Here is a 26,070-nt window from a genome sequence, read left to right as displayed (position 1 = left end):
CGTCGGGTAAAACTGCAATGGTTAAAAACCGCAATCGCTAAAACACACGTTAGTTAGAACATATCGTTCAACGTCACCCCAACGCCGAAGCGGGTTTGACGATGATTGTAGTCAATCAGAGATTCACCGTAGCCGCTAAAGACCTTGGTGTAAAAACGGACATGACGCGTCAGAGGATAGCTCCAGCCCAGTTCGCCGCCGCCGTAACCGCTATTCCAGTTATAACGGCCTTCCGCGCTAAACACGCTGTCGCCCCACACATAACCGACGCGTAAACGATAATGTCCCATGTATTTAATGATATCTGGGTTATCGTCCTGACTGTCGGAGAAACGCACCCACGGCTTCACATCAACCTGCCAGTTGCCGTTCTGCGCCATCAGACGCATATAAGCACGGTTCCAACTGCGGGACGTTGGATCAGAACGGCCGTTAGACTGGTGATTAAAGCCCATCTCTACATCCCGCAGCGTCCAGCCTGCTAATGTGTAGTGGGTTGCCCAGCCCAGGAAGACCTGTGGCTCATAGTTGGTTTCACGAAACGGAGAAGACTCGCTTTTATTAGACAGTTGCCACCAGGAACGCTGTGTATAGGACGCGCCCAGCAGCGAATTATCACCCAAAATTCCACGCCAGATCGGGAACCCGAGGCTCAGTTGATAGTGCACTTCGTCTTTACGCGCTTCATCACCCCAGTTATAGCTCTGTATCGCCGTCTTATTGATGTTACTGGTATAGGTATACAGTAAGTAGTTGCTTTCATAAGGATAAAGAATAAACGGGGTGTCGTGCTCTTGTAACAAGCTGGCGATAATGCTGCCACGTACCGCCGGTTGGTTCGGCGCAGGTGCATTTGTTATATCTTCAGCATGAGCCTGTGCCATCAGTAATGCTGCCAGTGCGAGTACTATTTTACGCATTCATTTTCTCCGCCATTTTTTTATACGACGTTCGTTTTAACCGACGTTCGTTTAACCAGCTTGTGGTGAGTATTTCCCCACTCAAACCCGCCATTCTACACAGTTCAGCGGCGTTTGAATTACCGTTCCCCCGTTTCTTGGCTTTTTCTGGAAAGAAACAAAATCAACGCATAAAATAAACACCTGAATAACTTTATTACATCAAATAAAACACATTTATTGCGTATCTCTTATCCGGACGGGAAACGACTATGGCTGACGTACCATCATTTCAGGGAACCACATTAACCAGAGATACTGTGCGCCAGCTCGTGGGTGAGATTTTCATTTACAAGATGCCGTTCAACATCGAGCTTGGCCTTGAATTACAGCAGTTTGAAGCCGACAAAGCCGTCTTGACGTTTGCTCGGCAAGATAAGCTCATCGGCAATGCGGCACAAAAGATTCTGCACGGCGGCGTGATTGCTGCGGGGTTGGACGTTGCCGCTGGATTAGTCTGCGTCGGCAACACGCTACTGCGCCATGAGACGATCAGCGATCAGGAGTTTCATCACCGGCTCGCACGCATGGGCACCATTGACATGCGGGTGGATTATCTACGTCCGGGCTACGGGGAGCGCTTCACTATTACCAGCACGCTGCTGCGCGGTGGTAATAAAATCGCCGTCGCACGTGCCGAATTGCATAACGAACAGGGTTCGCATCTGGCCAGCGCCACCGCAACCTATATTGTCGGATAGCATTTATCGTTGGCGAACATCCGTCGTTAGCGAACATCCTTCATTGGCAAACCGTGTCATGAACACTTTACGTGAAAGCGCTCACAGTTTTGGGTAGACTTAGCGTTTTCCCGCCGTCCTTATCGAGTCACCCATGAACGCGCAACAAACCCGTGAGGGGATCTTTTTCGCCCTCGCCGCGTATTTTATTTGGGGAATTGCTCCCGTTTACTTCAAGCTGCTTGAGCATGTTCCGCCCAATGAAATACTGACGCACCGTATTATCTGGTCATTCTTCTTTATGCTGATCCTGCTGACGGTCGGTCGGAAATGGCGTCAGGTGAGCCATGCCTGCCGTAACATCAAGCACCTGTTTCTGCTGGCATTAACGGCGGTGCTTATTGGCGGGAATTGGCTGTTATATATCTGGGCGGTTAACAATCATCACATGCTGGAAGCCAGTCTGGGGTATTTTATCAACCCGCTGGTCAACGTCATGCTGGGTATGATCTTTCTGGGTGAACGCTTCCGCCGCCTGCAATGGCTGGCTGTGCTGCTTGCCGTGACTGGCGTACTGATTCAGCTATGGACATTCGGCTCGCTGCCGGTTATCGCGCTCGGGCTGGCATTCAGCTTCGCGTTATACGGCCTGCTGCGTAAAAAAATTGGTATCGACGGCCAAACCGGCATGCTGATCGAAACGCTGTGGCTGCTGCCAGTTGCCGTCATTTATCTGTTTTTTATTGCCGACACGCCGAGCAGCCATCTGACAGCCAACTCCTGGTCGCTGAATCTGCTTCTGCTCTCGGCGGGTATCGTCACCACAGTACCGCTGTTGTTCTTTACCTCGGCGGCCATGCGCCTGCGCTTGTCGACGCTCGGCTTTTTCCAGTATCTCGGCCCCACCATCATGTTCATGCTGGCAGTGGTGTTCTACGGTGAAACATTCAGCAGCGATAAGCTGGTGACGTTTGCCTTCATCTGGGGTGCACTGGGGCTATTTATTCTGGATGCGCTTTATACGCAGCGTAAGCTACGGCGCACGCCAGCTACAGTGTCCCAGCCTCAACACGACGGGAAATAAAGCGCGATAAGATCGGGCTGAACAACAGTGTCGAAAACAGCCGCAGCGTCTGCATGGCAATAACAAAAGCCATATCAACCCGACTGCCTGCGGCGATAATCGCAATCGAATCCAGCCCGCCAGGGCTGGTCGCCAGAAAAGCGGTCAGCATATCCACCGGCATCATTTTCGTCACCATCCATGCCATCCCGCCACACAGCAGCATCAATCCGACAATCGACGTCATCATGTAAGGCAACGTACGTATCGCCAGCAAAAAGATGGGGCGGGTGAAGCATAAACCCACGCTCCATCCGATCACGGCGTAGGCCAACGCCAGCAGCCATTCCGGCGTTTGCAGTTGTAATGTACCGCTCGCATGCAGCATCGACCCGATAATCATCGGCCCCAGTAACGCCCCAGATGGAATACGTAAGCGCCTTGCTAACCAGGCGCTACCGAATGCCACACCAAGCGTCGCGAGAAAACGCCAGTCCAACGAAGGGAACCACACTAGCATCGCGCTGTTTTCTGCCGCTTCGTCACCCAGACTCAGGCGTGCCACGAACGCCGCTGAAGCGGTCACCATCAACACCCGTAAATATTGCATGAAGGCAACCAGCCGCACGTCCGCGCCGAACTCTCCAGACATGGCGACCATGGCAGACGCACCACCCGGCGATGCTCCCCAAGTTCCGGTCGTTCCGGGCAACTCGCTAAATTTGACCAGTAACCAGCCAGATAACCCGCTGGCAGCCAGTGTCGCCAACAGAATGAACAGCACCAGCGGCCACTCATGCAGCAAAGGCATCAGGATAGAAAATGACAGGCTTTGTGCAACCAGGCAGCCCAGAACGGCATTACTGCCCGCAAAGCCGACGGGCGGGATGCGAATCGTCGCGCCATTTAGCCCCATGACGACACCGACCATCATTGGCCCCAGCAACAGCGCGGCAGGAACGTGGTAAACCTGTAGCCCAAACCCCAGAATTAATGAGACCGACAGCAGGATTCCCCATTGCACCCACGGTGACATCCCTTTCATGTACACGACCTGTTTTTAATAAAAGTAAGAACAGAAAAGCGATTCGCCATTCTAAACAGAATAATTGGAGAATAAACAGGAATAGTAAGGTCGCAAACGATCAAGCAGGAAAGGGGTTTTACATTAAAGGGAAGGAGCGTTATGCGCCTGATGGGTAATCTCCATCAGGCGCATCGGTAAAAATTTAAAGCCAGTTTTTACGTTTGAAATAGAGGTACGGTGCCAGTCCGGCAAGAATCATCAGTACAATCGCACCTGGATAGCCAAACGACCACCTCAGCTCCGGCATAAACTCGAAGTTCATCCCGTAGCTTGATGCCACCAGCGTCGGTGGCAGGAATACCACGGATACCACCGAGAAGATCTTGATAATCCGGCTCTGCTCGATGTTGATGAAACCCATCGCCGCCTGCATCAGGAAGTTAACCTTCTGGAACAGGGATTCGTTGTGCGGCAGCAGAGATTCGATGTCGCGCAGAATTTCGCGCGCCTGCTCCAACTGGCCGGATGGCAAACGAGCTTTACGCACCAAGAAGTTCAGCGCGCGCTGAGTATCCATCAGACACAGACGAACTTTCCAGCCCACGTCTTCCTGTTCCGCCAGCGTGGACAGCGCGTCGTCGTACTCTTCACCCTGACGCCCTTCCATAATGATGCGGCTCAGCGATTCCAAATCGCTGTAGATGTTTTCGATTTCGTCCGCCAGTTGCTCAATTTTCGTCTCAAAGAGATCGAGCAGCAGTTCGTAAGCATTACCGTCAACCAGAGTTTGATTACGGGCGCGCATGCGGTACAGACGGAACGCGGGTAGTTCACGCTCGCGTAAGGTATACAGGCGACCATCGCGAATGGTAAACGCCACGGTAGAGTTACCGGCGTGATCTTCCGCGTCTTCAAAAAAGAAAAAGGAGTGAATATGCAGGCCGTCTTCATCTTCAAAAAAACGTGCCGACGCTTCAATGTCTTCCAGTTCCGGACGGGTTGCCAGGCTTTGTCCCAGTTCGGTTTGTACTTTCTCACGCTCATCGTCTTCCGGCTCGATCAAATCAACCCAAATTGACGTGGTGAGATCATCGGAGTCATCCAATTCCAGACGAGATAAACGGCAATTATCCAGTTTAAATGCGCTCAGCATGGGCCATAGCTCCCCTTTCAGTAGCAGAGATGGACAACGCGATTGAAGCACAGAAACAGAGGTGAGGTGTCACCAGCAGGTTTCAGTCCGTTCGACGGATCTGACTCATAGCGACAAAAACAGCATCGCTGACAACCACGAAGGGTATCAGCAGAGGAAGATAACCTTAGAAGTTGTACCTAATGAACAGGTTAGTGAGCCAGTATCGACTGGGTGTGTCCAAGGCGTTAGTCCTCCGAGAATAATGATGCGCGCATGTTACGCTGAGATGAAAAAGACTTCAACTTTAAAACCGCGGCTGAAACACGCTGTAAAATATTGGTCAAATGGATAAGCTTTATCCAGTAAATCCGCCGCTGAAATCAGTAAAAATGCAGTCCCCCAAAACAAAAAGGAACCGCATATATGTACTAGGCGTTGTCCGGTAAATAGGCAATGGCACGGACGGGGAAGCCGGGTGCACCGGCGAAATTAGGGTAGCTGACATGAATATAAGCGCCAGTAGGCGGCAGTTGATGCAGGTTATTCAGTACCTCGACCTGCCAGGCATTTTGGTTCAACACGAAGAACTCGCCAATAAGCCCATTGTTACGACGGAAATCAGCAGCGGAATCCGTATCCAGCGTTTCGTGCCCTACCGCGCTAATACCGCGCTCTTCAAATAGGAACGTTAGCGCCTCAAGCGACCACCCCGGCGTATGACTGTTTCCCTGTTCGTCTTTATTCGCAAAAGCGTCAATATCAGGCCAGCGCGTACTCCAGCCGCTGGCAAACGCGACAAAACTTCCTGACGGAATGTCCCCGTGCTCACGTTCAAACGTCAGAATGTCTTCGACAGAAAGGCGATAATCGGGATCGAGCGCGACCGCGTCTTGTTTGTGGATCACCACCAGCGGCACCAACAGTTCTTTATTATCAATCCGATCCAAATAACGTTTGCCCGCCACAAAATGCCCCGGCGCATCAATGTGCGTACCTGTCTGTGTGGCAAACGTCACGGCCTGTGCATAAAACCCATGATCTTCAACATTGAATAAGGTCTTGCGCTGCAACACGCCTTCAAACGCACCAAAAATAGGAATCGACTCTGTAATCGTATGCGTAAGATCGACCCATTTTTTCTTCTGTAACTCGGCAATAATCTGGTCTAACGTCATGGGCATGCTCCTTTTTTATTGTGATACCACACATCCATGGATACGCGGCAGGCCACCTAGCATTGTCGAAAATGACGAGAAAGATTAATACAGGATTTTTATAAGTTATGCTGCCACACGCGTGACGATCACATCGTTTCCAGTCTGGCGTAGGCGGCAACCAGCCATTTAACACCCTGCCCCTGAAATGCGACCTGAAGACGGGCGTGATCGCCGCTGCCTTCCAGATTCACGATAGTGCCTTCGCCGAATTTCGCATGGTGAACTCGTTGTCCTAGCTTGTAGCCGCTGTCATTTTGCGTTATCGGCGTGCCAAGGCGCTGGTGATTGACCGGGCGGGAGACGCTGGCGCGTAACCGCACTTCTTCAACACACTCTTCAGGCAGTTCCCCGACGAATCGGGAAGGCCGATGATAGACTTCTTTGCCATATAAACGGCGGGATTCAGCGTAGGTTATCGTCAGCTTTTCCATCGCGCGCGTGACGCCAACATAAGCCAGACGACGTTCTTCCTCCAGACGCCCGCCTTCATCCAGCGACATCTGGCTAGGGAACATGCCTTCTTCCATGCCAACGATAAACACCTGCGGGAATTCCAACCCTTTCGCCGAGTGCAACGTCATAAGCTGCACCGCGTCCTGATTGGCATCCGCCTGACCCTCACCCGCTTCCAGCGCAGCATGCGACAGGAATGCCTGAAGCGGCATCAGATCCTGATCTTCTTCCTGATAGCTGAACTGGCGCGTAGCCGTCACCAGTTCCTCCAGGTTTTCTACTCGTGCCTGACCTTTCTCGCCTTTTTCCTGTTCGTACATGCTCCACAGACCAGAATCTTTAATCGCCCGGTCGGTTTGCACATGCAGCGGCAGTTCAGAGGTTTCATAGGCCAGCGCATCGATCAGTTCGATAAAGCGTTGCAGCGATGCCGCCGCACGTCCGGCCAGCACCTTCTCCTGCAACAGCACACGAGTGGATTGCCACAGCGTCAGTTGACGATCGCGCGCCGTCTGGCGCACCACGTCGAGCGTACGATCGCCAATGCCGCGCGTCGGCGTATTCACCACACGCTCGAACGCCGCATCGTCATTACGATTGGCAATTAGGCGCAGATAAGACAGCGAATCTCTGATTTCCTGACGTTCGAAGAAGCGCATTCCGCCGTAGATGCGGTACGGCATACTCTGCTGCAACAGCGCTTCTTCCAGCACACGCGACTGGGCGTTGCTTCGATACAGAATAGCGTTATCTTGCAGCGCACCGCCGTTTTCCTGCCAGGCTTTAATTCGGTTGACGACGTAGCGTGCCTCATCCAGTTCATTGAACGCGCAGTAAAGCGAAATGGGTTCACCCTCGACACCGTCCGTCCAGAGGTTCTTGCCAAGCCGACCGCCGTTATGGGCAATCAGGGCATTCGCCGCTTTCAGGATATTGCTGGTCGAGCGATAGTTCTGCTCCAGACGGATCGTTTCTGCGCCAGCGAAATCTTTCAGGAACAGTTGAATATTTTCAACCTGCGCTCCACGCCAGCCGTAAATAGACTGATCGTCATCTCCAACGATCATGACCTTGGCGCTATCGCCCGCCAGCATGTGGATCCAAGCGTATTGAATACGGTTGGTATCCTGAAATTCGTCCACCAGAATATTGGTAAAACGCTCACGATAGTGATTCAGCACATGCGGCTTGTTCAGCCACAGTTCATGCGCACGCAGCAGCAGTTCGGCGAAATCCACCAATCCGGCGCGATCGCACGCTTCCTGATAGGCTTGATAGACACGCTGCCACGTTTGCTCGATGGGGTTGCCGTAGCTTTCAATGTGCTGAGGACGCAAACCTTCATCTTTCTTACCGTTGATGAACCACATCGCCTGACGCGGCGGCCACTGCTTCTCATCCAGATTCAGCGCCCGAATGAGCCGTTTTAGCAGGCGCAGCTGATCGTCGCTGTCCAGAATCTGGAAATCCTGCGGCAGATTGGCATCCATATGGTGCGCGCGCAGCAGACGGTGTGCCAATCCGTGGAAGGTGCCAATCCACATGCCCCCCTGACTGGTGCCGATCAAGTGGTTGATACGATGACGCATTTCCGCTGCGGCTTTGTTGGTAAACGTCACCGCCATGATGGAGTACGGCGAACAGTTTTCGACGGACAATAGCCAGGCAATACGATGAACCAGTACCCGAGTCTTGCCGCTGCCTGCCCCTGCCAGCACCAATAAATTGCTGCGCGGCGCGGCTACCGCGTCACGCTGTTTGTCGTTGAGGCCATCGAGCAGATCAGAAACGTCCATAGGTACGGGTTATCCGGTGACGGGAAACACCGCGCATATCAGGGGCGTTTCCACTGGTAATTTATACAGATTAATTCGGTGATTATAGCAATGCCGACAGCGATGCCAACCGCGAAATTTCAATATGCGGCAGCAGCCGAGCGTCGCCAATCTGTGTCAAGCTGCCTTCACGCAGGTTAATCCAGCAGGCTTGCATACCGCAGCGGATCGACCCCGCGACATCGGTCGTGAGATCGTCGCCGACATGCAGAATCTCATGCAAAGGCAGATTGAGTTTTTCCGCCGCCAGATGGTACATATCATCAAACGGCTTGGCGCGACCATGTGGACCGGCACGCAGGATGAAAGAAAAATAGCGATCGAGACCAAACCGATGCGGCTCAGCATTACCATTGGTAATCGCCGCCAGCGGCACTTTCTCGGCTAATGCTGCCAACGTCTGGTGCGTCTCTTCCGTAATCGTAATCTGACTACGCCAGTGGGCAAAGTTTTCCATTGCCGCTTTTGCGCCACTCTTCGACTCTGCGGCACTCAGACCACGTTCTAACATTGCCAGCTCAGCCGCACGGCGACGCCATTCGGTGACGTCGTGATAGATGTCCGGTTCGCGCTCCAGCAAGGTCTGGCGTAAGTTTTGGAAATCATCCGCCTGAAAATCACGAAGCGCAGGATGGTACTCTTGCAGGAAGCGGATTGACTCTTGCCCCGTGCGTCGAATGACGTCCGCGTTATCGTACAGCGTGTCATCCAGATCGAACGTGATCGCACGGATCGGGCCAAGAGATCGGTAAAAATGCATCAGGGTTTCCCTCGTTTGGCGCGTGGATGCGCAGCATCGTACACGGAGGCTAAATGTTGAAAATCAAGATGGGTATAAATCTGCGTCGTAGTCAGATTGGCATGACCGAGCAGCTCTTGAACCGCGCGTAAATCACCGCTGGATTCCAGCATGTGCGTCGCAAAGGAGTGGCGTAGCTTATGCGGGTGAACATGGCTATTGATGCCCTGCTTAACGCCCCATTCAGCAAAACGCTTTTGCACGTTGCGCATCGAAATGCGTCGCCCCTGATTGGAGATAAACACGGCATCATCCTGTGGGCCGAACAGTTCGCGCAGCGCCAGCCAACGTTCCAGCCAGGTTACCGCCGTTTTTCCTATCGGCAATTTGCGCTCTTTGCTGCCTTTCCCCATTACCCAGACTTCGCCGCTTGCCAGATCGATATGCTGATAATCCATGCCGACCAGCTCTGCCAGACGCAGCCCCGCCCCGTACATCACTTCCAGCATCGTACGGTCACGCACCGCAAGGGGATCGTCCAGATCGATCTCCAGCAGGCGATTCACCTCATCGACATCCATATTCTTTGGCAAAGGACGTCCGGCTCTCGGCGTGGATACCCCTTTGGCTGGGTTTGCCGTCAGCACACCGCGTGACACCATCCAGTCGAGAAAACTACGCAACGCCGATAAACGGAGCGCCAGACTGCCTGAATGTAACCCATCGCGCTTACTGCGGGACACCACGGCGCGCACGCCAGAGGCATCCAGCGTGCGCCAGTCAGTGACACTCGCAGCGGAGAGTATTGTGATAACCGCAGATAATTGGCGCGAATAGCTGGTCAGTGTCAACGGGCTTAACTGGCGTTCGACTTTCAGATAGCGCAGGAACGCATCAACATCGGTTTGTAGAGGAGAAGAGGAAGGTGCCTCCGCTGGTGCAGGCTGTCGGCTCATACCCGCTCAACCCAGCGCGCCAGCATCGCTGGCAGCATCATGGCCATTTGCTGTAGCAGTACGGTTCCCATGCCATCCTGATAATGATGGCTGTCACGGCTGCTGAAAATCAGCACGCCCAAATCGTGATGGTTTCCCATCAGCGACAGCGCAACCGACCCAACCTGCCGAGCCTGCGGTAGCAGAAGCAACAGCTCTGGCCCATTCAGGCTGCCAAGGTAGTGGTTCTGTTGTCCGAAGCGCTGAATGCGCAACGGCTCAAACGTGGAACGGTTTAACCCAAGGTGGGTAAAGCCAGAAGGCGCACCAATGCGCCATTTGTCGCTAAACAGACGAACCGTTGCCCCCGCCAAGCCAAGCTGACGTGCCCAGCGCTGCAAGCGGTCCAACATGTCTGTGAGACTTTCCGCCGATGCCAATTCAGTTTGTAGCCCAAGCAGGCGATTGAACAGCACCTCGTTTGCGCCCGCTTGCTCCATCAACAGCGTGATTTCTTCCTCAAGCTGAGTGATGTGGTTACGCTGGCGTGCTAGTTGCCATTCCACCAGCGACACGGTTCCCCTGACAGGATGAGGAACACGCATCTGCTCGACGGGACGCGCATTGCGGATAAAAAAATCAGGATTTTGTTGCAGGAACTGCAAAACCATCTCGTCACTGAGTGCGATCTCGCGTTCTGCCTGTTCCTCGACATTCTTCATAAATGAATAAATCCATCGTAGACATGCGTTGCAGGCCCGGTCATGAATAACGGATGTCCCGGCCCATCCCACTGAATATCCAACTCCCCGCCCGGCAGCGATACGCGAACTTTCGCGGACAATAATCCCTGCTGGATCCCTACCGCCACGGCAGCACACGCGCCGCTACCACACGCCTGCGTTTCTCCCGCACCGCGCTCGTACACCCGCAGACGGACGGTCTGGCTATCGACGATCTGCATAAAACCGATATTGGCGCGTTCAGGAAAACGCTCGTGGCTTTCCAGCAGCGGCCCTAGTGTTTCCACCTTCGCCGTTGCCACATCCTCAACCTGAATCACACAGTGCGGGTTGCCCATCGACACCACGCCACACAGTACCGTGTGTTCGTCGGCACGCATGATGTAGGTTTTCTCCGCTTTGACCGCGCGAAAAGGCACCTGCTGCGGCTCGAAATTCGGTTCGCCCATGTTGACACGAACCAGTTCATCGTCGGTCACCGACAGCACCATCCGGCCAGTCTGCGTACTGACGGCGATATCACGCTTGTTGGTTAACCCTTTCAAGCGAACAAAGCGAGCAAAGCAGCGCGCGCCATTACCGCACTGCGCCACTTCGCTGCCATCCGCATTAAAAATACGGTAATGAAAATCCAGTTCAGGATCGTAGGGCGGCTCAACCACCAACAGTTGATCGAATCCCACACCACAGTGCCGATCCGCCAAGCGGCGAATCAATTCGGGTGAAAAATAAACGTTTTGCGTAACGGCATCAACAACCATGAAATCGTTGCCTAACCCGTGCATCTTAGCGAACTGCATTATCCTGACTCCCCCGCTTGCTTAACCGGGCGCGATAAACATCTACGTGACCTGTTATTTATTATTACCGTCACGCATTAAGGACGTATTGACGCTTTCTTTTGTGGCGGCTGGTTCTCATTTTGCTGAGTCGTTGACGCACCGGATTTGCCATCGGCAGGCATATACAGCGGACCTTTCAGGCCACAACCCAATAAACTCACTACTGCTAACACCAGAAAAAATGGGCGAAGTACGTTCTTCATCACGTTAAGACCTGTCATTAATACTCGTATGCTCTCTATAATCGCAGGTGGATCATGAAAATCAATAGGAATCGAAAATGAACGATAGCGAGTTCCACCAATTAGCCGACGAACTCATGCTTCAGTTGGAAGAAACGCTGGATCGATTTGAGGGTGATGCCGACATCGATTACGAGATCAACGGCGGCGTGATGACGCTGAGTTTTGAGAACGGCAGCAAAATCGTGATTAATCGGCAGGAACCTCTGCACCAAATTTGGCTGGCGACCAAAACGGGCGGTTATCACTTTAGCCTTCAGGAAGCGCGCTGGATATGCGATCGCAGCGGTGAGGATTTTATCACGCTGCTGTCATCAGCCTGTTCGGCTCAGGCTGGGGAAACCGTCCACTTCGAGTAACCGTCTCTGTCTTCATGGCACCGCAACTCATGGTATTGCGATGCCTCGAACATCAGCGCCGTCCCAGCACTATCAGCGCCAGTACCAGCAGCAACAGCATGCCGATACCGACCATATTCACCAGCGGCCAGCCGCTGGTCAGCGCCATCATGCTACCGGCAGACAGCGAAGCCAACGCGTTAGGCACATATACCACCAGCGAGTTAATGCCCTGCAAACGGGATTTATGCACTGAATGCGTAAAGGCATTCAGCATAAATGTCCCGCCGTTGAACATAAACGCCCACCCGATGCCAAACAGCACCAGCGCAAAAAGGAAGTGCCAAAACGTTAAACCACTCAGCGCTACCGCCACACCGACAACGTTACATACCATGCCGATCGCCACGACCTGAACCGGCGTCAGCCGCTTCGCCAACAGCACGAGCAACAGAGCGGGGGCATACATCGCAACAAAATGCCATTGCAAAACCGTCGCGCTATGGCTGAGGGAAAAATGGTGCTGATGCATCGCTAGCGGCGCTGAGTTCATTAGCAGCGTCATCACCACAAATCCGACGGAACAGCTTGCGGTGCCTAACACAAACGCCCGATTTTTCAGGATCGCCGCCAGCGGTTCACTGCGCTGAGCGCTAGCCGTAACAATCGGCATCGGGGGTAACTTAAGGCCAAGCAGCAGCAATGACGTAATAACGCAGATAACCCCAGCAGCGATAAAACTGCCGAGAAACGGGTATGAAGTCCAAAGCTGAGAAGCCTGACTGGCCGCGAACGGGCCAAGGAAGCCGCCCAAGATACCCCCGCTGATCACCCATGATATCGCCCGGTTTTTCTGCTGATTCTCAGTAAAGATTTCGGCAGCCGCGAAACGATAATATTGATTGAAGGCGCAGGACATCCCCAGAACAAACGTTGAAAACACAAAGAATGAGAAGCTGTGTAGCACAATCGCCAACGCCGCCAAAAACGCCCCCACCAGCCCTAGTAACGTGCCGATGATGAACGTATTGCGCCTGCCATATTTCGTCATCAATGAGGAAACGGCGTAAATCATCAGCGCCGCGCCACATACCGTCGCAGTAATCGGTAATGTAGTCAGCAGCGGAACTGGCGTCATCGATACGCCAACCAGCGTGGAACACAGCGTCATCAGGGAAATAATACTGCCGGTCAGCCCTTGTCCGAGCGCCAGCAGTATCAGATTTCGGCGTTGCAACGAATCCATCAATACATCCTTTTCTGAATGCGCTGAAAGCCGAGTGTCAGGACGTGACTATAAGATTTGTAGCCGCTGCTTCATCGTCATCACCTCATCATCCACCACGGGCGTAATGCACAGATGAGAAAGCGCGCTACTGCGGAACGGAATCACCTGCGTGCGGCCGTCCAACTGTACGATCTGGTAGAACTGCGGCAGGTTGAAATTGATAAAGCTAGAACCGTAAGTAAAGCGGTCATGCGAAGACGAATAGAAGCGGCTGACATCGCGCACCAGCTCTTCTTTACTGCCTTCACAATGGTGATACACCTCGACGCGATTCGACTCATCCAGAATATAGATATTAAAGCCCTGATTTTCCGTCAGATCTTCAAAGAAGAATTGGATGATCCCTTCGCTAGCGACACCATCGACCACCGGCGGTAAATGCACATGATTGGTTTCAACCTGAACCGGCTGACCTTGCAGCTTGTTGTTGGAAATCGCGCCATAAAATTCAACTGCATTTTCCAGCTTCTGCACCGACACACTCAGCCGCTCAAAGAACAGCCCCCAGGTTTGGCCTGCGACTTTCACCGCTTTGAAGCGACCTGGCTCCTGACGTGTACTGGTCAAACGCAGCTCAATGCATTCGGAAACCAGTTGCTGCACGCGAGTACGGATCAACCCACGTAGGTGCTGGCTATAGCAGAACACTTCCAGTGATTCCGGCAGCGCGGCATCCTGATGCATTTTACCCAGAATGGTTTTCAATGCTTCCAACACCGCCTGCTCGCCGCTGAAATGTAGCGTACGCACTTCGTTCCACGAGTTGCGATACAGCAGGTCGATACTGCCAACCAGACACTGCTGCTGTTGGCCGAAGCTGAACACGTCCAGATGACGGAAATCGAAATGCACCACCTGATTGCGGAAAGCTGCCGTCGGATCGTGTTCCAGATTGACGATAATCGCCAGATGACGAATTTCACACGGGCTGTACAGCGCCTTCGGCGTTGGTGCAGGCAGGCGTAGCGGGAAGTGGCTGGCTACATCGTCCACCAGCGCTTGCAGTCGAGTGATGTCACACAGCTCGTTGCCTTTAATGTACAGACGCGTGCTCGGCGTCAGCAAACCATTAAAGTACGCCCACGCCACCAGCTTGTTTAGGTAGCGGTTATATTCCAGCGGCTGATGGCTGATGATCGCATCCATCGACGGTGCCTGATTGTACAGGTACCAGCCGGAACGGTTCGCTCGACCAGGCGGAACATAAATAAAGGTTAAATTTGGCTCTGACAAATCGGGCGAAATTTGTGGGTTCAGCAGGGTAACTTTACCCGGCAGTGCTTCAAACGCGGCGTACAGTTTACGGGTCAACACACCGATATCCTGCGGGCTAGCGCTGACGCTCAGATTATTACGGCGGGCGAAGCGAATCAGGTTGCGGTAAGTCTGCATCATCGCATCCAACAGCTCATTATGCGCTTCGCGTACCTGTTCGATTTTCCAGTTAGCGCGGTTATCCAGCATTGCCAGATGTTCGTCGCTCCAGCCCCACTCTTGTACCAGTTGGCTCAGAATCTGGCGACGCCAGCCAACGCAGGCTTGTTCTCTGGAGAGCTTTTCACAGACTTTTAAATAGAAACATCGACGCGCCAGATCGAGGCGCGTGGGATCGTTGATCGCCGTCAGGTAGTGCGTTACGCGATCCAACATCATGCAGTAAGGATCGAGACCGAAAGAGACGATCTCGCCGTCATGCAGGCGTTTTTTAATTTCGGTCGAAAGCAGGCTGGTATCCGGGTATTCCCAGGAATAGGCTTCCAACAGCAGTGTTTTCAGTACCGCTTTATACGGAGAATCGATGCTTTTATAGAGCTGCCAGAGGCTCGCACCGAAATACTCTTCCGCCGACAGCGTACTTAAGCCACCTAAATCCATCCACTCGTTCGGTGCCAGTGCCCCCTGCGAGTACAGCGATAGCACATATTCGTCGTAGTGGGATTCTTCTTCGACCGGCACCATGTTCCACAGAATGCGTTTACCGGCCATACGCACGGCAGTACGGTAGAATTCGTCGAGTAACAGGATGTGCTGCATGGTGCCGCAGTCTTCACCACCCAGGCTACCACTTTCATTGTGACGGAAACGGCTTTCATCCATCAGGAAGAAGCTAACCTCAGCGCCCTGAGAGGCTGCCCACTGCTCTAGCAGCGTACATTTCTTCTGTAGGAGTTGGCGTTCTTCGCTATCCAGCCAGGATTGGTGGCACACCCAGATATCGAGATCGGAGCTACAGCTCTGCCCGATAGACGAGGTGCTCCCCATTGAATAGATGCCTGTGATCGGCAGTTCGCCCTGCGGATGAGAAGAATCAAACTGACCCCAGCGCAATGCGATGCCATCAAGGTACTGTTGTTGCTTTTCATCAGACGTGTGAGTGCAGATACCGTGAGGCACCTTGCCTTCAAGGTAGCCGGGCATCAACGGGTGATGATGATGTAATAAAATGGGCAGAAGACTGTAAACCTGCTGAAAAGCGGGCTTCATTGCTCCCAGAGCACGGTCAACACGCAGTTGGTTGATCGCATCCAGTCTTTGCTTCAAAGTCTCGATGTAGAAGTACAAGACGTCTCGCCTGATTTATCCCAGTGCCTAGAAAAACCCCGTGTTCCAAATTCGCCAATGATAAAATTAGAAGAATGTTTAGCGAATTATTGCTGGAAACGTGATCAATTTAACACCTTGCTGATTGGGCGTAAAGAAAGTAAAGAAAGTTAGACTTACCTATCTTGCTTTATTATGAATTTCTCTACCCAACTGCATCAGCACGGCTTCCTTACTCGTCATACTTCAAGTTACATGTGCGTTGGCTGCGCTACTCGGCCCACTCGCGTGGGCCTCGCCCCGTTGGGGTCGCGGCAAGCCGCGTTCAAATCTGCCTATGGCAGATTTGTCAGTCACCCGAATCACTTACTTGTGTAAGCTCATCGGGACTCCTTCCCTTGCCGCGTTATTCGGCCTTATGGCCTCACCCCTTCGGGGTCAGCGCAAGCGCTGTTCAAAAACGCCTTGCCGTTTTTGTCCTGAAACTCGAATTATTTAGAGTATATCTAGATTTGCGGCACCCAAATTTCAGACCGTTTTAAAGGCGCACCGCGAATGCCCACAACCTGACACCAACGCACCATCAGTGATACGATGGCGGAAAATGATAAAAACGGTATCAAGCATGTTAGCCAATATTATTAGAATTGCCACCCGACAAAGCCCGCTAGCCTTATGGCAAGCACGATATGTTCAGCAGTGTTTGAACCATCTCTATTCCGATTTACAGGTGGAACTGGTGCCGATGGTAACCCGCGGCGACATCATCCTGGATACGCCATTGGCAAAGGTCGGTGGTAAGGGATTGTTTGTTAAAGAGCTGGAATTGGCGCTGCTTGAAGGACGCGCTGATATCGCCGTCCACTCCATGAAAGATGTGCCTGTCGAATTCCCCGATGGCCTCGGCCTGACCACTATTTGCGAACGCGACGACCCGCGCGACGCTTTTGTTTCCAATCATCACGACAGTCTTGAACAATTACCGGAAGGCAGCTGTGTTGGTACGTCCAGCCTGCGCCGCCAGTGCCAACTACGCGCTCGACGTCCCGATCTGGTGATTCGTGATTTGCGCGGCAATGTCGGAACGCGTCTGGCAAAATTGGACAACGGCGAGTATGACGCCATTATTCTTGCTGTCGCTGGCCTGAAACGTCTTGGCCTTGAAGAACGTATCCGCTGCGCGTTAAGCCCAGAAGAGTCTCTGCCTGCCGTCGGACAAGGCGCTATCGGCATCGAATGCCGTTTAGATGACGATCGCATTCGCCAACTCCTTGCCCCACTCAACCACACCGATACCGCTGCCCGCGTACTGGCTGAACGTGCGATGAATGTACGCCTTGAAGGCGGCTGTCAGGTGCCGATTGGCAGCTACGCCGAACTGGAAGGCGACACGCTGTGGTTACGCGCGCTGGTTGGCGCACCGGATGGCAGCCAAATGATCGTCGGTGAGCGGAAAGGAAGCGTCTCTGACGCCGAAAAAATAGGTACTGCACTGGCTGAAGAGCTATTGGCAAAAGGGGCCAGCGCGATCCTTCAGGCCGTTTATCAAGGGCAAAGCTCATCATGACTATTCTGGTTACCCGTCCGTCACCAACTGGCGAACAACTGGTGACCCGTTTAAGAAAGCTCGGCTATCACGCCTGGCACAGCCCGCTGATTGAATTTTCGCCCGGACGAGAGCTCGCAGGCCTGCCTGCACAATTACACGCGCTGCACGCCGACGATCTGGTGTTTGCTCTCTCACAACACGCGATTCATTACGCCGATCCTATGCTGGTACGCACGGGTACAAGCTGGCCTGCGCACCTCGCTTATTATGCCATTGGCCGTACCACGGCACTGGCACTGCATAAAATCAGCGCACACCCCGTTACCTATCCACCCGAGCGTGAAACCAGCGAAACACTTTTACAACTCCCTGAACTGCAAGATGTTGCGGGGAAACGTGCACTATTATTACGCGGCAACGGTGGAAGAGAACTACTGGGAGAAACGCTAATTGAACGGGGCGCTCAGGTGACCTACTGTGAATGCTATCAGCGCAGAGACGTTCACTATGATGGACCGGAGCAAAGCCGCCATTGGCAGCAAATAGGCATCGACAAACTGGTGATTACCAGCGGAGAAATGCTACAACGGATCTATACTTTAGTACCTGATTACTATCGGGCTTCCTGGTTACTCGATTGCCAGTTGATCGTCGTCAGCGAACGACTGGCAGAACAGGCGCGTCAGCTAGGCTGGCGCGATATCCGAGTGGCTGATAACGCCGATAACGATGCGCTCGTGCGCGCACTACAATAAACCTGATCATGGGATGTACCATTATGACGGAACACAATACCCCCACAGCCCCATCCGACGAGGTTGCTGAACGGGTTGAACCCGCGCATCAGCAGCAAGATCCTACACCGCAGCCCAAGCGCAGCGGGGCCGTGCTAGGAGCGATCGCCATCGTGATTGCGCTGGCAATAGGCGCGGGATTGTATTACCACGGCCACCAGCAGGCACAGCGCGAAACCGCCTCGCTTCAACGTCTGGAATCACAGCTAAACGCATTACAGCAACAGCATAAGCAGGAACAACAGCAATGGCTGGACGCTCAACAGCAGCAAACCAAAGTGCAGGACAGCGCAACACAGCGTCTTGAGGCACTAACGCGTCAGTCAGACGAGCTACGCGATAAACTGGCGGCGCTTTCCAGCCATGACACGAATACCTGGTTGATCGCTCAGGCAGATTTTCTGGTAAAACTGGCAGGACGTAAGCTCTGGAGCGACAAAGACGTCACCACCGCAGGCGCATTGCTGAAAAGCGCGGATGCCAGCCTCGCGGAAATGAACGACCCTAGCCTGATAGAACTTCGCCGCGCGTTGACCAATGATATCGGTGCACTGGCAGGCGTGAGTCAGGTCGATTTTGACGGCATCATCCTGAAAGTGAATCAACTGACCGATCAGTTGGACAACTTGCAGCTCGCCGACAACAACACTGATGAAGCGCCGATGGATGCCAACAGCACAGAGCTGTCCGCTTCTTTAAGCGAGTGGCGACAAAACCTGAGCAAGAGCTGGCACAATTTCCTGGCTGACTTTATCACCATTCGTCGCCGCGACAGCGCTGCTGAGCCATTGCTGGCACCAAATCAGGACGTGTATCTGCGTGAGAACATTCGCTCACGCCTGCTGGTTGCCGCACAGGCGATTCCTCGCCATCAGAATGAAGTGTACAAACAGTCGCTGGAAACAGCCGCAACCTGGGTTCGCGCCTACTTCAATACTACCGACCCTACGACGCAGGCCTTTTTGGATCAGCTTGATGCCTTAAGCCAGCAGTCGGTTTCACTGGATGTTCCAACGGAACTACAAAGTCAGGCGCTGTTGGAAAAACTGATGCAAACGCGCGTTCGTAACCTACTGGCTCAAGCGCCAGCCACACAGCAGGGAGAGTGAACATGCTGAAAGTCTTATTGCTGTTCCTGATCCTGATCGCTGGCGTTGTGATCGGCCCGATCGTCGCGGGTCACCAAGGCTACGTTCTGATCCAGACAGATAACTACGACATTCAAACCAGCGTGACCGGTCTCGTCATTATGCTGGTGCTGTTTTTCCTCGCCTTTTTGGCGGTGGAATGGGTGCTGCGCCGACTCTTTCGTACAGGGTCTCGCACACGCGGCTGGTTCCTCGGCCGCAAACGCAGCCGAGCCAGAAAACAGACCAAAGCCGCGCTGCTCAAGCTGGCCGAAGGGGATTATTTACAGGTAGAGAAACTGCTGACTCGCAATGCCGATCATGCCGAGCAGCCCGTGGTTAACTACCTTCTGGCAGCCGAAGCCGCTCAGCAGCGCGGTGACGAGTTCCGCACCAAGCAATACCTGGAGCGTGCCGCCGAGGTTGCAGATACCGATCAGCTTCCGGTGGATATTACGCGCGTGCGCATTCAGCTAGCACGTAATGAAGATCATGCTGCGCGTCACGGCGTGGACAAATTGCTGGAAGTCGCACCTCGCCATCCTGAAGTGCTGCGTTTAGCGGAGCAGGCTTTCCTACGTACCCAAGCCTACAGTGCGCTGCTGGATATTCTGCCTGCGATGCGCAAAATCAATCTGTACCCTGAAGCGCGTTTGCTGGATCTGCAACAGCAGGCGTATATCGGTCTGATGAATCAAGCGATGGCGGATGGTGGCAGTGAAGGACTGAAATCGTGGTGGAATAATCAGAGTCGCAAAGTGCGTCATGAGATTCCACTTCAGATCGCGATGTCTGAGCATTTGATCGAGTGTGACGATCATGATACTGCACAGAAGATCATTCTTGATGGTCTCAAACGTCAGTATGACGAACGTTTGATCCTGCTGATGCCACGCCTCAAGGCTGGTAACCCAGAACAGTTGGAAAAAATGCTGCATCAGTACATCAAGCAACATGGCGCAACGCCGTTGTTAAGCAGCACGTTAGGCCAACTGCTGATGAAACACGGCGAATGGCAACAGGCCAGCGATGCTTTCCGCACCGCGTTGGAACTGCGCCCAGACGCTTATGATTACGCCTGGCGCGCCGATGCACTAGAGCGGCTGCATCTGCCGGATGAAGCGGCACAAATGCGGCGTGAAGGGCTATTACTCACGCTACAGCAACCAGCCAACTAATCGCTGCATCATCCCTTTAATAAGGCTCCTTCTTTGGAGCCTTATTTATTTTTTATGTTTCAATCGCAGGCTGTGACCGAGCGTTTTCATCAGACGAAAAAAAACGCTTACCGATAAACGGTAAGCGTTGAAAATATCAGGTCTGTCAGACAACAGAATGGTGCCTCACTCAACGTTATGTCCGGAAAGCCCGATGGAGATTTACATCTTCATCTGGAGTTGGACGATAGGCACCTCAAATTGGCTCTGCGTCATTCCCAGGATTATGAAGCCGAAGCAAGCATAGAAGGTGGAATGAGCATCTACCCGCTTATTTAAGCACAAATTATGCCAACATGCATAATTTTATTGTCACAACCTCATCAATTCAATTTAACCAGCTAATAGTAAATACTATTTTTATTTATCCGCCGGAGGGGAAGCAACAACACGCAGGGTGGTGAAAACGAGATCGAACTCACAAATCCTGTCGCCATTCAGAGACGAATTTATCAGATAAAATATTAATCATTATTAATCAATAAATTAAATGTCTCCTTTTTGCGACAGCAGATCCCCCAAGTGTCGTGTTTTTCCGACAGTCCTGTCAAAGCTGCTGATTCAACATACTTAGCCGGGCGCGATAACCATTACGAATATGCTGGCAGGCTGCTTCTTGCGCCCCGTCCTTATCACGCCGCACCAGCGCTTCCACAATCGCCTGATGTTCGCGCCGCGCTTCTTCGGTACGTTCCGTCGACTCATAGGTGGTTCCACGCAGTAGCGACAGATGAATACGCAAGTTTTCCAACATCTCGTTCAGATAGGGATTATGGGTCGCCCGATAAATCTGCCGATGGAAAAGGCGGTTGTGATCGTGCAGTTGCTGGCTGTCGGTAAGCGTTTTCTCCACGTTGACCATATCCTGCAATAGCTCCAGTTCTTCTGTCGAAGCAGAAGCCACTGCCAGTTCCATCGCCAACCGTTCTAATCCTTCACGCACGGCGAAAAGCTGACGCAGCCGCTCATAGCTGATCTGCGCAATCATCAGCCCACGCTGCGGACCCGGCTCCACCAACCCCAACGCCTCAAGCCGATGCAGTGCCTCACGAATCGGCGTGCGGCTAAGCCCAAACTGCTGTGCCAGCCGTGTTTCCTGCAAGCGTTCTCCTGGCAGGAGCTCGCCCTTCTCGATCGCGTTAATCAGTATCTCGAACGGCGATAGCGCCATCTTTTTGTCGGTAAGTGTTAAGTTCATAATCCCTTGATATATGATGTGACGATCAGGATGGCTTCACACGCAAACGGGTAACACACCTCGCCTTTATAGCTATCCAGGTGTTCACGCTGCGCCACGGATCGTCATGTATTGAGAAAAATTCAAGTTTGCCCGACGCCCTGCCTTTAGCAAGATATCGCATCGCATATTTTGTGCTTAGCTTAGCGAAAAAGCGTCTTTGTCACTGAATGGACGATTGAATATGCTTTTCGCCACACACTGTATACAAATGCATTCAACAAGACAAAACGCGAATCCCAAAACCAATCTGCTTTGCTGGCAATGTCATCGCGTTTTCGTCTAAGGAGCTCCTACGATGCCCGCCACCCCGACGTTTCCTCGCGGTAACGCACTCAGCCAATTTATTTACACTGCGCCTACGATGGCGATTCCCGATGCCGTCTGGCACGAAGCCAAGCGAGCGCTCATTGACTATCTTGGCGTCGCCATCGGCGCAGTAGGCGATGATGCCGCCAACGCGGTTCAGCGCGTGGCACAACGGTGGCAGGCTCAAGGTAACGCACAAATCATTCTCGGTGCAAAAACCACACCAGCACTGGCAGCGCTGATCAATGGCACACTTTCTCATGCAGCCGACTATGACGATACGCATCCCGCTGGCGCGGGGCACCCGAGTGGCCCTTGCTGGTCTACCGCTTTAGCAATGGCGCAACACTACGGCGCAGACGAGCGCACGACACTTATCGCTTTTATTACCGGATTTGAAGTGATGGCCAGATTGGGAGGCGGCTGGGTGCACGGCGTAGGCCGCAACCTACAACGTCGCGGTTTTCACCCAACGTCGATTGTTGGACGTGCCGGGGCAGCCGCCGTCGCCGCTTCCATTTTACACCTCGAACCCAACGCCATTGCCAATGCCTTAGGTGCGGCCGCGACCATGATGGGGGGATTGCAGAAATCGTCCGGCACGCACGGTAAACCGTTTCATGCTGGCAAGGCGGCAATGGACGGCATCACGGCAGCGGAACTGGCTGACGAAGGCTTTATCGCTGCCCATCACTTTTATGAAACCGATGGTTGGGTGAAAACCTTTGTGCAGGATGGTAGCGCTGTTATCCCGCCGCTCGATTTTGGCGACAGTTGGGAGCTATTGGGTAACGGCTACAAGCTGTATGCCAGCTGTCGGGGAACCCACGCGTCAATTGAAACGGCGCTTAAGCTCTATCCACAGTTGAAAGGCCGCGCTATCGCCCGTATTCATGCCAAAGTCCATCCAATGGGCATGGTGAACGCCGGGATCGCCAACCCGCAAAACCCACTGGAGAGTAAATTCAGTATTCCGCACTGCATTGCGCTGGCATTGAGCGGCTACCGTCTCAACGATACAGACTTCACTCAGCACGCCGTTGACGACCCCGCGCCGCGCCAACTGCTGTCGCGCTTGCAGATCGATGCAGTAGAAGGACAATCGGCCAGTTCCGCCTTTATCGACATCGAACTGGAAGACGGAGAAAAACTGCACGCGGAAACCGACGTGTATCGCGGTCATCCGCAAAATCCGCTGACCGACGCCGAACTGCGCGCCAAATTTGATGCCCTGACCCTCCCCATATTAGGGGAAACCCGTAGCGATCGGCTCTATCAGGCGGCTTTTCACTTTGAGCAGCCTGGCTCGCTTGCCGTTCTCACCGAGCTATTAGCGGGCTAACGCGCTTCAGCTCGACATAAACAATTCGATGTAAGCAATTCAACATAAAAATTTCACGATAACGACAGGACGCCTTCATGACCATTGCCCGCCAGCTTGCCCATAATCTGCTGGAATTTTCTCGCCAGACATTCCCTGCCGACGCATTGGCACACGCACGAACCGCTGTGATTGACACACTGGGCGTCACGCTTGCGGGAGGCATTCAGGACGGTGCGCAAAAACTCAGAGCGGTGATCGTTCCATCAGCCGCCGTAGGGAAAAGCCGGATTTTTGGTACGGACCTCAAACTCAACGCGCTGGATGCCGCATTACTAAACGGTACATCAGCCCATTTACTCGATTTCGACGACTCCAATTCCTGGCTGCACGGGCATATTTCTGTCGCCGTGCTCCCAGCTCTGCAAGCATTGGCAGACGAGCAGGACGCCAACGGGGAAGCGATCCTGCACGCCTATCTGTGCGGCTATGAAACCGCAGTACGCATGGGAAAAGCCGTCAGCCCTTTTCAGTATCGTAACGGCTGGCATCCGACAACCTCCGTTGGCATTTTCGCAGGCGTCGCCGCCTGCGCGGTGCTGCTGAAGCTTAGCGAAGAAGAAACGGCGACCGCCTTTGCCATCACCGCATCGCTGGCCTCCGGTATCAAATCCAACTTTGGCAGCCAGACGAAATCACTGGCGGTCGGCCACGCCAACCGCAGCGCCGTCATGGCAGTATTATTGGCGCGTCAGGGTTTCAGCGCAGGCGATGCCGCGTTTGAACATCATCACGGCTATTTCAACGTCTACAACCGCGCAGGTGAAAACGTCGACACCACGCCGTTAACCGAACCCTGGTCTGCGCCGTCCCACATCCTGGATCCAATAAAAGGGAATAATTTTAAATACTTCCCCTGCTGCTATGCCATTCTGGCACCGCTGGACGGGCTGCTGGCGCTGCGTGAGGAAACCGGACTGAATCCCGAATCGCTGGAGCGCATTCAGATTGCCATTCACCCTATTCGCTTTCCGCACATCAACATTCCAACCCCGGATACGCCGCTAGCAGGGAAATTCAGCCTGCACTACTGCATCGCTCGCGCTTGGGTGCAGGGGAAGCTGACGCTGGACGATTTTATTGACGACGCGGCGCTACACGACCCCACGACACAGGCACTAATGGCACGCGTTGAGCTGATCTGCCATGACGAAAGCACCACGCACACGGCACACGTCACATTAGTGACCCGTGATAGCCGCACTTATCACCGTCGAGTAGCAGGCGCGCTAGGCTCCAGCGCAGAAAATCCTCTGCCGGACAACCTGATCGCGGAGAAGTTTATCGACTGCGCCAGTCAGGCTCTGCCACGTACCGAGGCACAGGCACTGTATCAACGGCTGCTGCGCGACGATTATCGTTAACGGCGGAAAGGGTGCTTGATGCGCATTGATCGCATCAGGCATTATCATTTGCTCGACCACGCGATGGGTTTCACCATGCTACATCTTGTTCCGCCCGACATTTCTCCGCTCTTTGCCGGTATCCTGATTTTTTGCAGCTTTTTGACGTCGGCGTTAACGGCAGCGCTGGGACTCGGCGGCGGCGTTACGCTACTGGCGATCATGGGGCTCGGAATGCCAGTCAGCAGCCTGCTGCCGGTTCACGGCATCGTCCAACTTGGTTCTAACCTGAGCCGCAGTCTGATTCAACGTTTGTATATTGTCTGGCCACTGGCACTGTGGTTTTTTATCGGCAGCGTCATTGGCATCGCAGTAGGCGCGCCCGTCGCCGTTTGGATCCCAGACAGCGTGGCAAAAATCGCACTGGCCAGTTTCATTCTGTGGTCGGTTTTCCGTAAACGCACCGCACCAAAACCGGTTAATCGATTGTTCTTCGTTCTCGGCGGTGCGCTCACCAGCCTTGGCACCATGATCGTCGGTGCAACCGGCCCGATGGTCGCCGGACTTATCAGTTCTCAAGGGGTAACCAAACAGCCGCTTATCGCCACGCATGCGCTCTGCATGGTGTTACAACACGGCTTGAAGATACTGGCATTCGGGATGATGGGGTTTGCCTATCACGATTGGCTGCCGATGCTGGCTGCGATGATTGTCAGCGGAGTATTGGGAACCTGGCTAGGCACGCGCCTGCTGGATAATCTGCCCGAAAAGCTATTCCGCACCACCTTTCGCCTCACCATGTTGATCCTCAGCACCCAACTCATGTGGCAAGGCGTACAAGGCCTGCTCGCCCGCTAAATCATCCCTCTGTGCCTTGCTTACTGCGCAAGGCACAGCCCCTTTTTATCTTTCGAATCGTCCCCGAAATAGCTATATCCATTATTCAGCTTTAGATAGAGAAATATGCTATTTGCCATTTACAGGCAACATTGAGAACATTTGTATACAAAAGGACGCATTACAATAAAAACAATTAATTACAACAAATTAGCCCCAAGGTAATTCGAGTTACTGGC

The 26,070-nt window shown here is 53.3% G+C and carries 24 protein-coding genes; 10 read left to right on the top strand and 14 right to left on the bottom strand.

Annotated features, from left to right (window positions below; all coding sequences use genetic code 11):
* Positions 1–53 precede the first annotated feature (53 nt).
* A complete protein-coding gene (pldA, locus tag DUT67_RS01605) occupies positions 54–920 on the bottom strand; it encodes a phospholipase A (RefSeq protein ID WP_048262878.1) in 867 nt (288 codons plus the stop codon).
* 251 nt (positions 921–1,171) lie between these two features.
* Here pldA and DUT67_RS01600 point away from each other — a divergent pair, with 251 nt between their 5' ends.
* Complete coding sequence (locus DUT67_RS01600) at positions 1,172–1,660, top strand: thioesterase family protein (protein WP_048262880.1); 489 nt, start codon at positions 1,172–1,174, stop codon at positions 1,658–1,660.
* Positions 1,661–1,793: 133 nt separating this feature from the next.
* Positions 1,794–2,723, top strand: a complete 930-nt coding sequence (rarD, locus tag DUT67_RS01595) for an EamA family transporter RarD (RefSeq protein WP_113632676.1) — start codon at positions 1,794–1,796, stop codon at positions 2,721–2,723.
* Here rarD and DUT67_RS01590 read toward each other — a convergent pair.
* The 10 genes from DUT67_RS01590 to DUT67_RS01545 all read right to left on the bottom strand — a co-directional run bounded on the left by DUT67_RS01590 (position 2,689) and on the right by DUT67_RS01545 (position 11,849).
* Positions 2,689–3,747 (bottom strand): AbrB family transcriptional regulator, encoded by a 1,059-nt coding sequence (locus tag DUT67_RS01590; protein WP_113632677.1) that lies wholly within the window; start codon positions 3,745–3,747, stop codon positions 2,689–2,691. The genes rarD and DUT67_RS01590 overlap by 35 nt on opposite strands.
* A gap of 184 nt (positions 3,748–3,931) precedes the next feature.
* Positions 3,932–4,882, bottom strand: coding sequence for a magnesium/cobalt transporter CorA (corA, locus tag DUT67_RS01585; RefSeq protein WP_048262883.1), 951 nt, complete (start codon positions 4,880–4,882; stop codon positions 3,932–3,934).
* A gap of 166 nt (positions 4,883–5,048) precedes the next feature.
* Positions 5,049–5,105, bottom strand: a complete 57-nt coding sequence (gene ysgD / locus DUT67_RS01580; RefSeq protein WP_349814568.1) for a YsgD/CorL family protein — start codon at positions 5,103–5,105, stop codon at positions 5,049–5,051.
* Positions 5,106–5,292: 187 nt separating this feature from the next.
* Positions 5,293–6,039 carry a cyclase family protein gene (locus DUT67_RS01575; RefSeq protein ID WP_113626937.1) on the bottom strand — a complete coding sequence of 249 codons (747 nt, stop codon included), beginning with the start codon at positions 6,037–6,039 and terminating at the stop codon, positions 5,293–5,295.
* 128 nt (positions 6,040–6,167) lie between these two features.
* On the bottom strand, positions 6,168–8,330 hold the full coding sequence (gene uvrD, locus DUT67_RS01570) for a DNA helicase II (protein ID WP_113626936.1): 2,163 nt from the start codon (positions 8,328–8,330) through the stop codon (positions 6,168–6,170).
* Between the two features lie 82 nt (positions 8,331–8,412).
* Complete coding sequence (gene yigB / locus DUT67_RS01565) at positions 8,413–9,129, bottom strand: 5-amino-6-(5-phospho-D-ribitylamino)uracil phosphatase YigB (RefSeq protein WP_048262888.1); 717 nt, start codon at positions 9,127–9,129, stop codon at positions 8,413–8,415.
* Positions 9,129–10,064, bottom strand: coding sequence for a tyrosine recombinase XerC (xerC, locus tag DUT67_RS01560; protein ID WP_113632678.1), 936 nt, complete (start codon positions 10,062–10,064; stop codon positions 9,129–9,131). Before xerC ends, yigB begins: the two co-directional genes overlap by 1 nt.
* Positions 10,061–10,765, bottom strand: coding sequence for a DUF484 domain-containing protein (locus DUT67_RS01555; RefSeq protein WP_113632679.1), 705 nt, complete (start codon positions 10,763–10,765; stop codon positions 10,061–10,063). Before DUT67_RS01555 ends, xerC begins: the two co-directional genes overlap by 4 nt.
* Entirely contained in the window at positions 10,762–11,586 is an 825-nt protein-coding gene (gene dapF, locus DUT67_RS01550; RefSeq protein WP_048262893.1) for a diaminopimelate epimerase, read from the bottom strand. The genes DUT67_RS01555 and dapF overlap by 4 nt, the downstream gene beginning before the upstream one ends.
* 77 nt (positions 11,587–11,663) lie before the next feature.
* Positions 11,664–11,849: a lipoprotein gene (locus tag DUT67_RS01545; protein WP_113632680.1), complete on the bottom strand. Its 186-nt coding sequence runs from the start codon at positions 11,847–11,849 to the stop codon at positions 11,664–11,666.
* A gap of 59 nt (positions 11,850–11,908) precedes the next feature.
* Between DUT67_RS01545 and cyaY the strand changes: the two genes are divergently transcribed.
* The gene (gene cyaY, locus DUT67_RS01540) at positions 11,909–12,229 is read left to right on the top strand and encodes an iron donor protein CyaY (protein ID WP_113632681.1); all 321 of its coding nucleotides are present in this window, start codon (positions 11,909–11,911) and stop codon (positions 12,227–12,229) included.
* 52 nt (positions 12,230–12,281) lie between these two features.
* Here the strand turns inward: cyaY and DUT67_RS01535 are convergent, their stop codons facing one another.
* Positions 12,282–13,454 carry an MFS transporter gene (locus DUT67_RS01535; protein ID WP_113632682.1) on the bottom strand — a complete coding sequence of 391 codons (1,173 nt, stop codon included), beginning with the start codon at positions 13,452–13,454 and terminating at the stop codon, positions 12,282–12,284.
* Between the two features lie 48 nt (positions 13,455–13,502).
* Positions 13,503–16,058 carry a class I adenylate cyclase gene (locus DUT67_RS01530; RefSeq protein WP_113632683.1) on the bottom strand — a complete coding sequence of 852 codons (2,556 nt, stop codon included), beginning with the start codon at positions 16,056–16,058 and terminating at the stop codon, positions 13,503–13,505.
* A 604-nt stretch (positions 16,059–16,662) separates the two neighbouring features.
* Here DUT67_RS01530 and hemC point away from each other — a divergent pair.
* The 4 genes from hemC to hemY are packed head-to-tail and all read left to right on the top strand — an operon-like array spanning position 16,663 to position 20,685.
* On the top strand, positions 16,663–17,604 hold the full coding sequence (gene hemC / locus DUT67_RS01525) for a hydroxymethylbilane synthase (protein WP_113632684.1): 942 nt from the start codon (positions 16,663–16,665) through the stop codon (positions 17,602–17,604).
* On the top strand, positions 17,601–18,341 hold the full coding sequence (gene hemD, locus DUT67_RS01520) for a uroporphyrinogen-III synthase (RefSeq protein ID WP_113632685.1): 741 nt from the start codon (positions 17,601–17,603) through the stop codon (positions 18,339–18,341). The genes hemC and hemD overlap by 4 nt, the downstream gene beginning before the upstream one ends.
* 23 nt (positions 18,342–18,364) lie before the next feature.
* Positions 18,365–19,489 (top strand): uroporphyrinogen-III C-methyltransferase, encoded by a 1,125-nt coding sequence (hemX, locus tag DUT67_RS01515; RefSeq protein ID WP_113632686.1) that lies wholly within the window; start codon positions 18,365–18,367, stop codon positions 19,487–19,489.
* Between the two features lie 2 nt (positions 19,490–19,491).
* Positions 19,492–20,685 carry a protoheme IX biogenesis protein HemY gene (gene hemY / locus DUT67_RS01510; protein WP_113632687.1) on the top strand — a complete coding sequence of 398 codons (1,194 nt, stop codon included), beginning with the start codon at positions 19,492–19,494 and terminating at the stop codon, positions 20,683–20,685.
* 586 nt (positions 20,686–21,271) lie between these two features.
* Here the strand turns inward: hemY and DUT67_RS01505 are convergent.
* On the bottom strand, positions 21,272–21,922 hold the full coding sequence (locus tag DUT67_RS01505) for a GntR family transcriptional regulator (RefSeq protein WP_113632688.1): 651 nt from the start codon (positions 21,920–21,922) through the stop codon (positions 21,272–21,274).
* A gap of 337 nt (positions 21,923–22,259) precedes the next feature.
* Here DUT67_RS01505 and DUT67_RS01500 point away from each other — a divergent pair, with 337 nt between their 5' ends.
* The 3 genes from DUT67_RS01500 to DUT67_RS01490 all read left to right on the top strand — a co-directional run bounded on the left by DUT67_RS01500 (position 22,260) and on the right by DUT67_RS01490 (position 25,852).
* Positions 22,260–23,612 (top strand): MmgE/PrpD family protein, encoded by a 1,353-nt coding sequence (locus tag DUT67_RS01500; RefSeq protein WP_113632689.1) that lies wholly within the window; start codon positions 22,260–22,262, stop codon positions 23,610–23,612.
* Positions 23,613–23,689: 77 nt separating this feature from the next.
* Positions 23,690–25,015 (top strand): MmgE/PrpD family protein, encoded by a 1,326-nt coding sequence (locus DUT67_RS01495; RefSeq protein WP_113632690.1) that lies wholly within the window; start codon positions 23,690–23,692, stop codon positions 25,013–25,015.
* A 75-nt stretch (positions 25,016–25,090) separates the two neighbouring features.
* Positions 25,091–25,852 carry a sulfite exporter TauE/SafE family protein gene (locus tag DUT67_RS01490; protein WP_113632708.1) on the top strand — a complete coding sequence of 254 codons (762 nt, stop codon included), beginning with the start codon at positions 25,091–25,093 and terminating at the stop codon, positions 25,850–25,852.
* Positions 25,853–26,070: the final 218 nt, after the last annotated feature.

The sequence above is a fragment of the Pectobacterium peruviense genome (assembly GCF_003312355.2).
Taxonomy (GTDB): domain Bacteria; phylum Pseudomonadota; class Gammaproteobacteria; order Enterobacterales; family Enterobacteriaceae; genus Pectobacterium; species Pectobacterium peruviense.
Note: the sequence above shows the minus strand (reverse complement) of the source record. Positions and strands in the feature narration are given on the sequence as shown.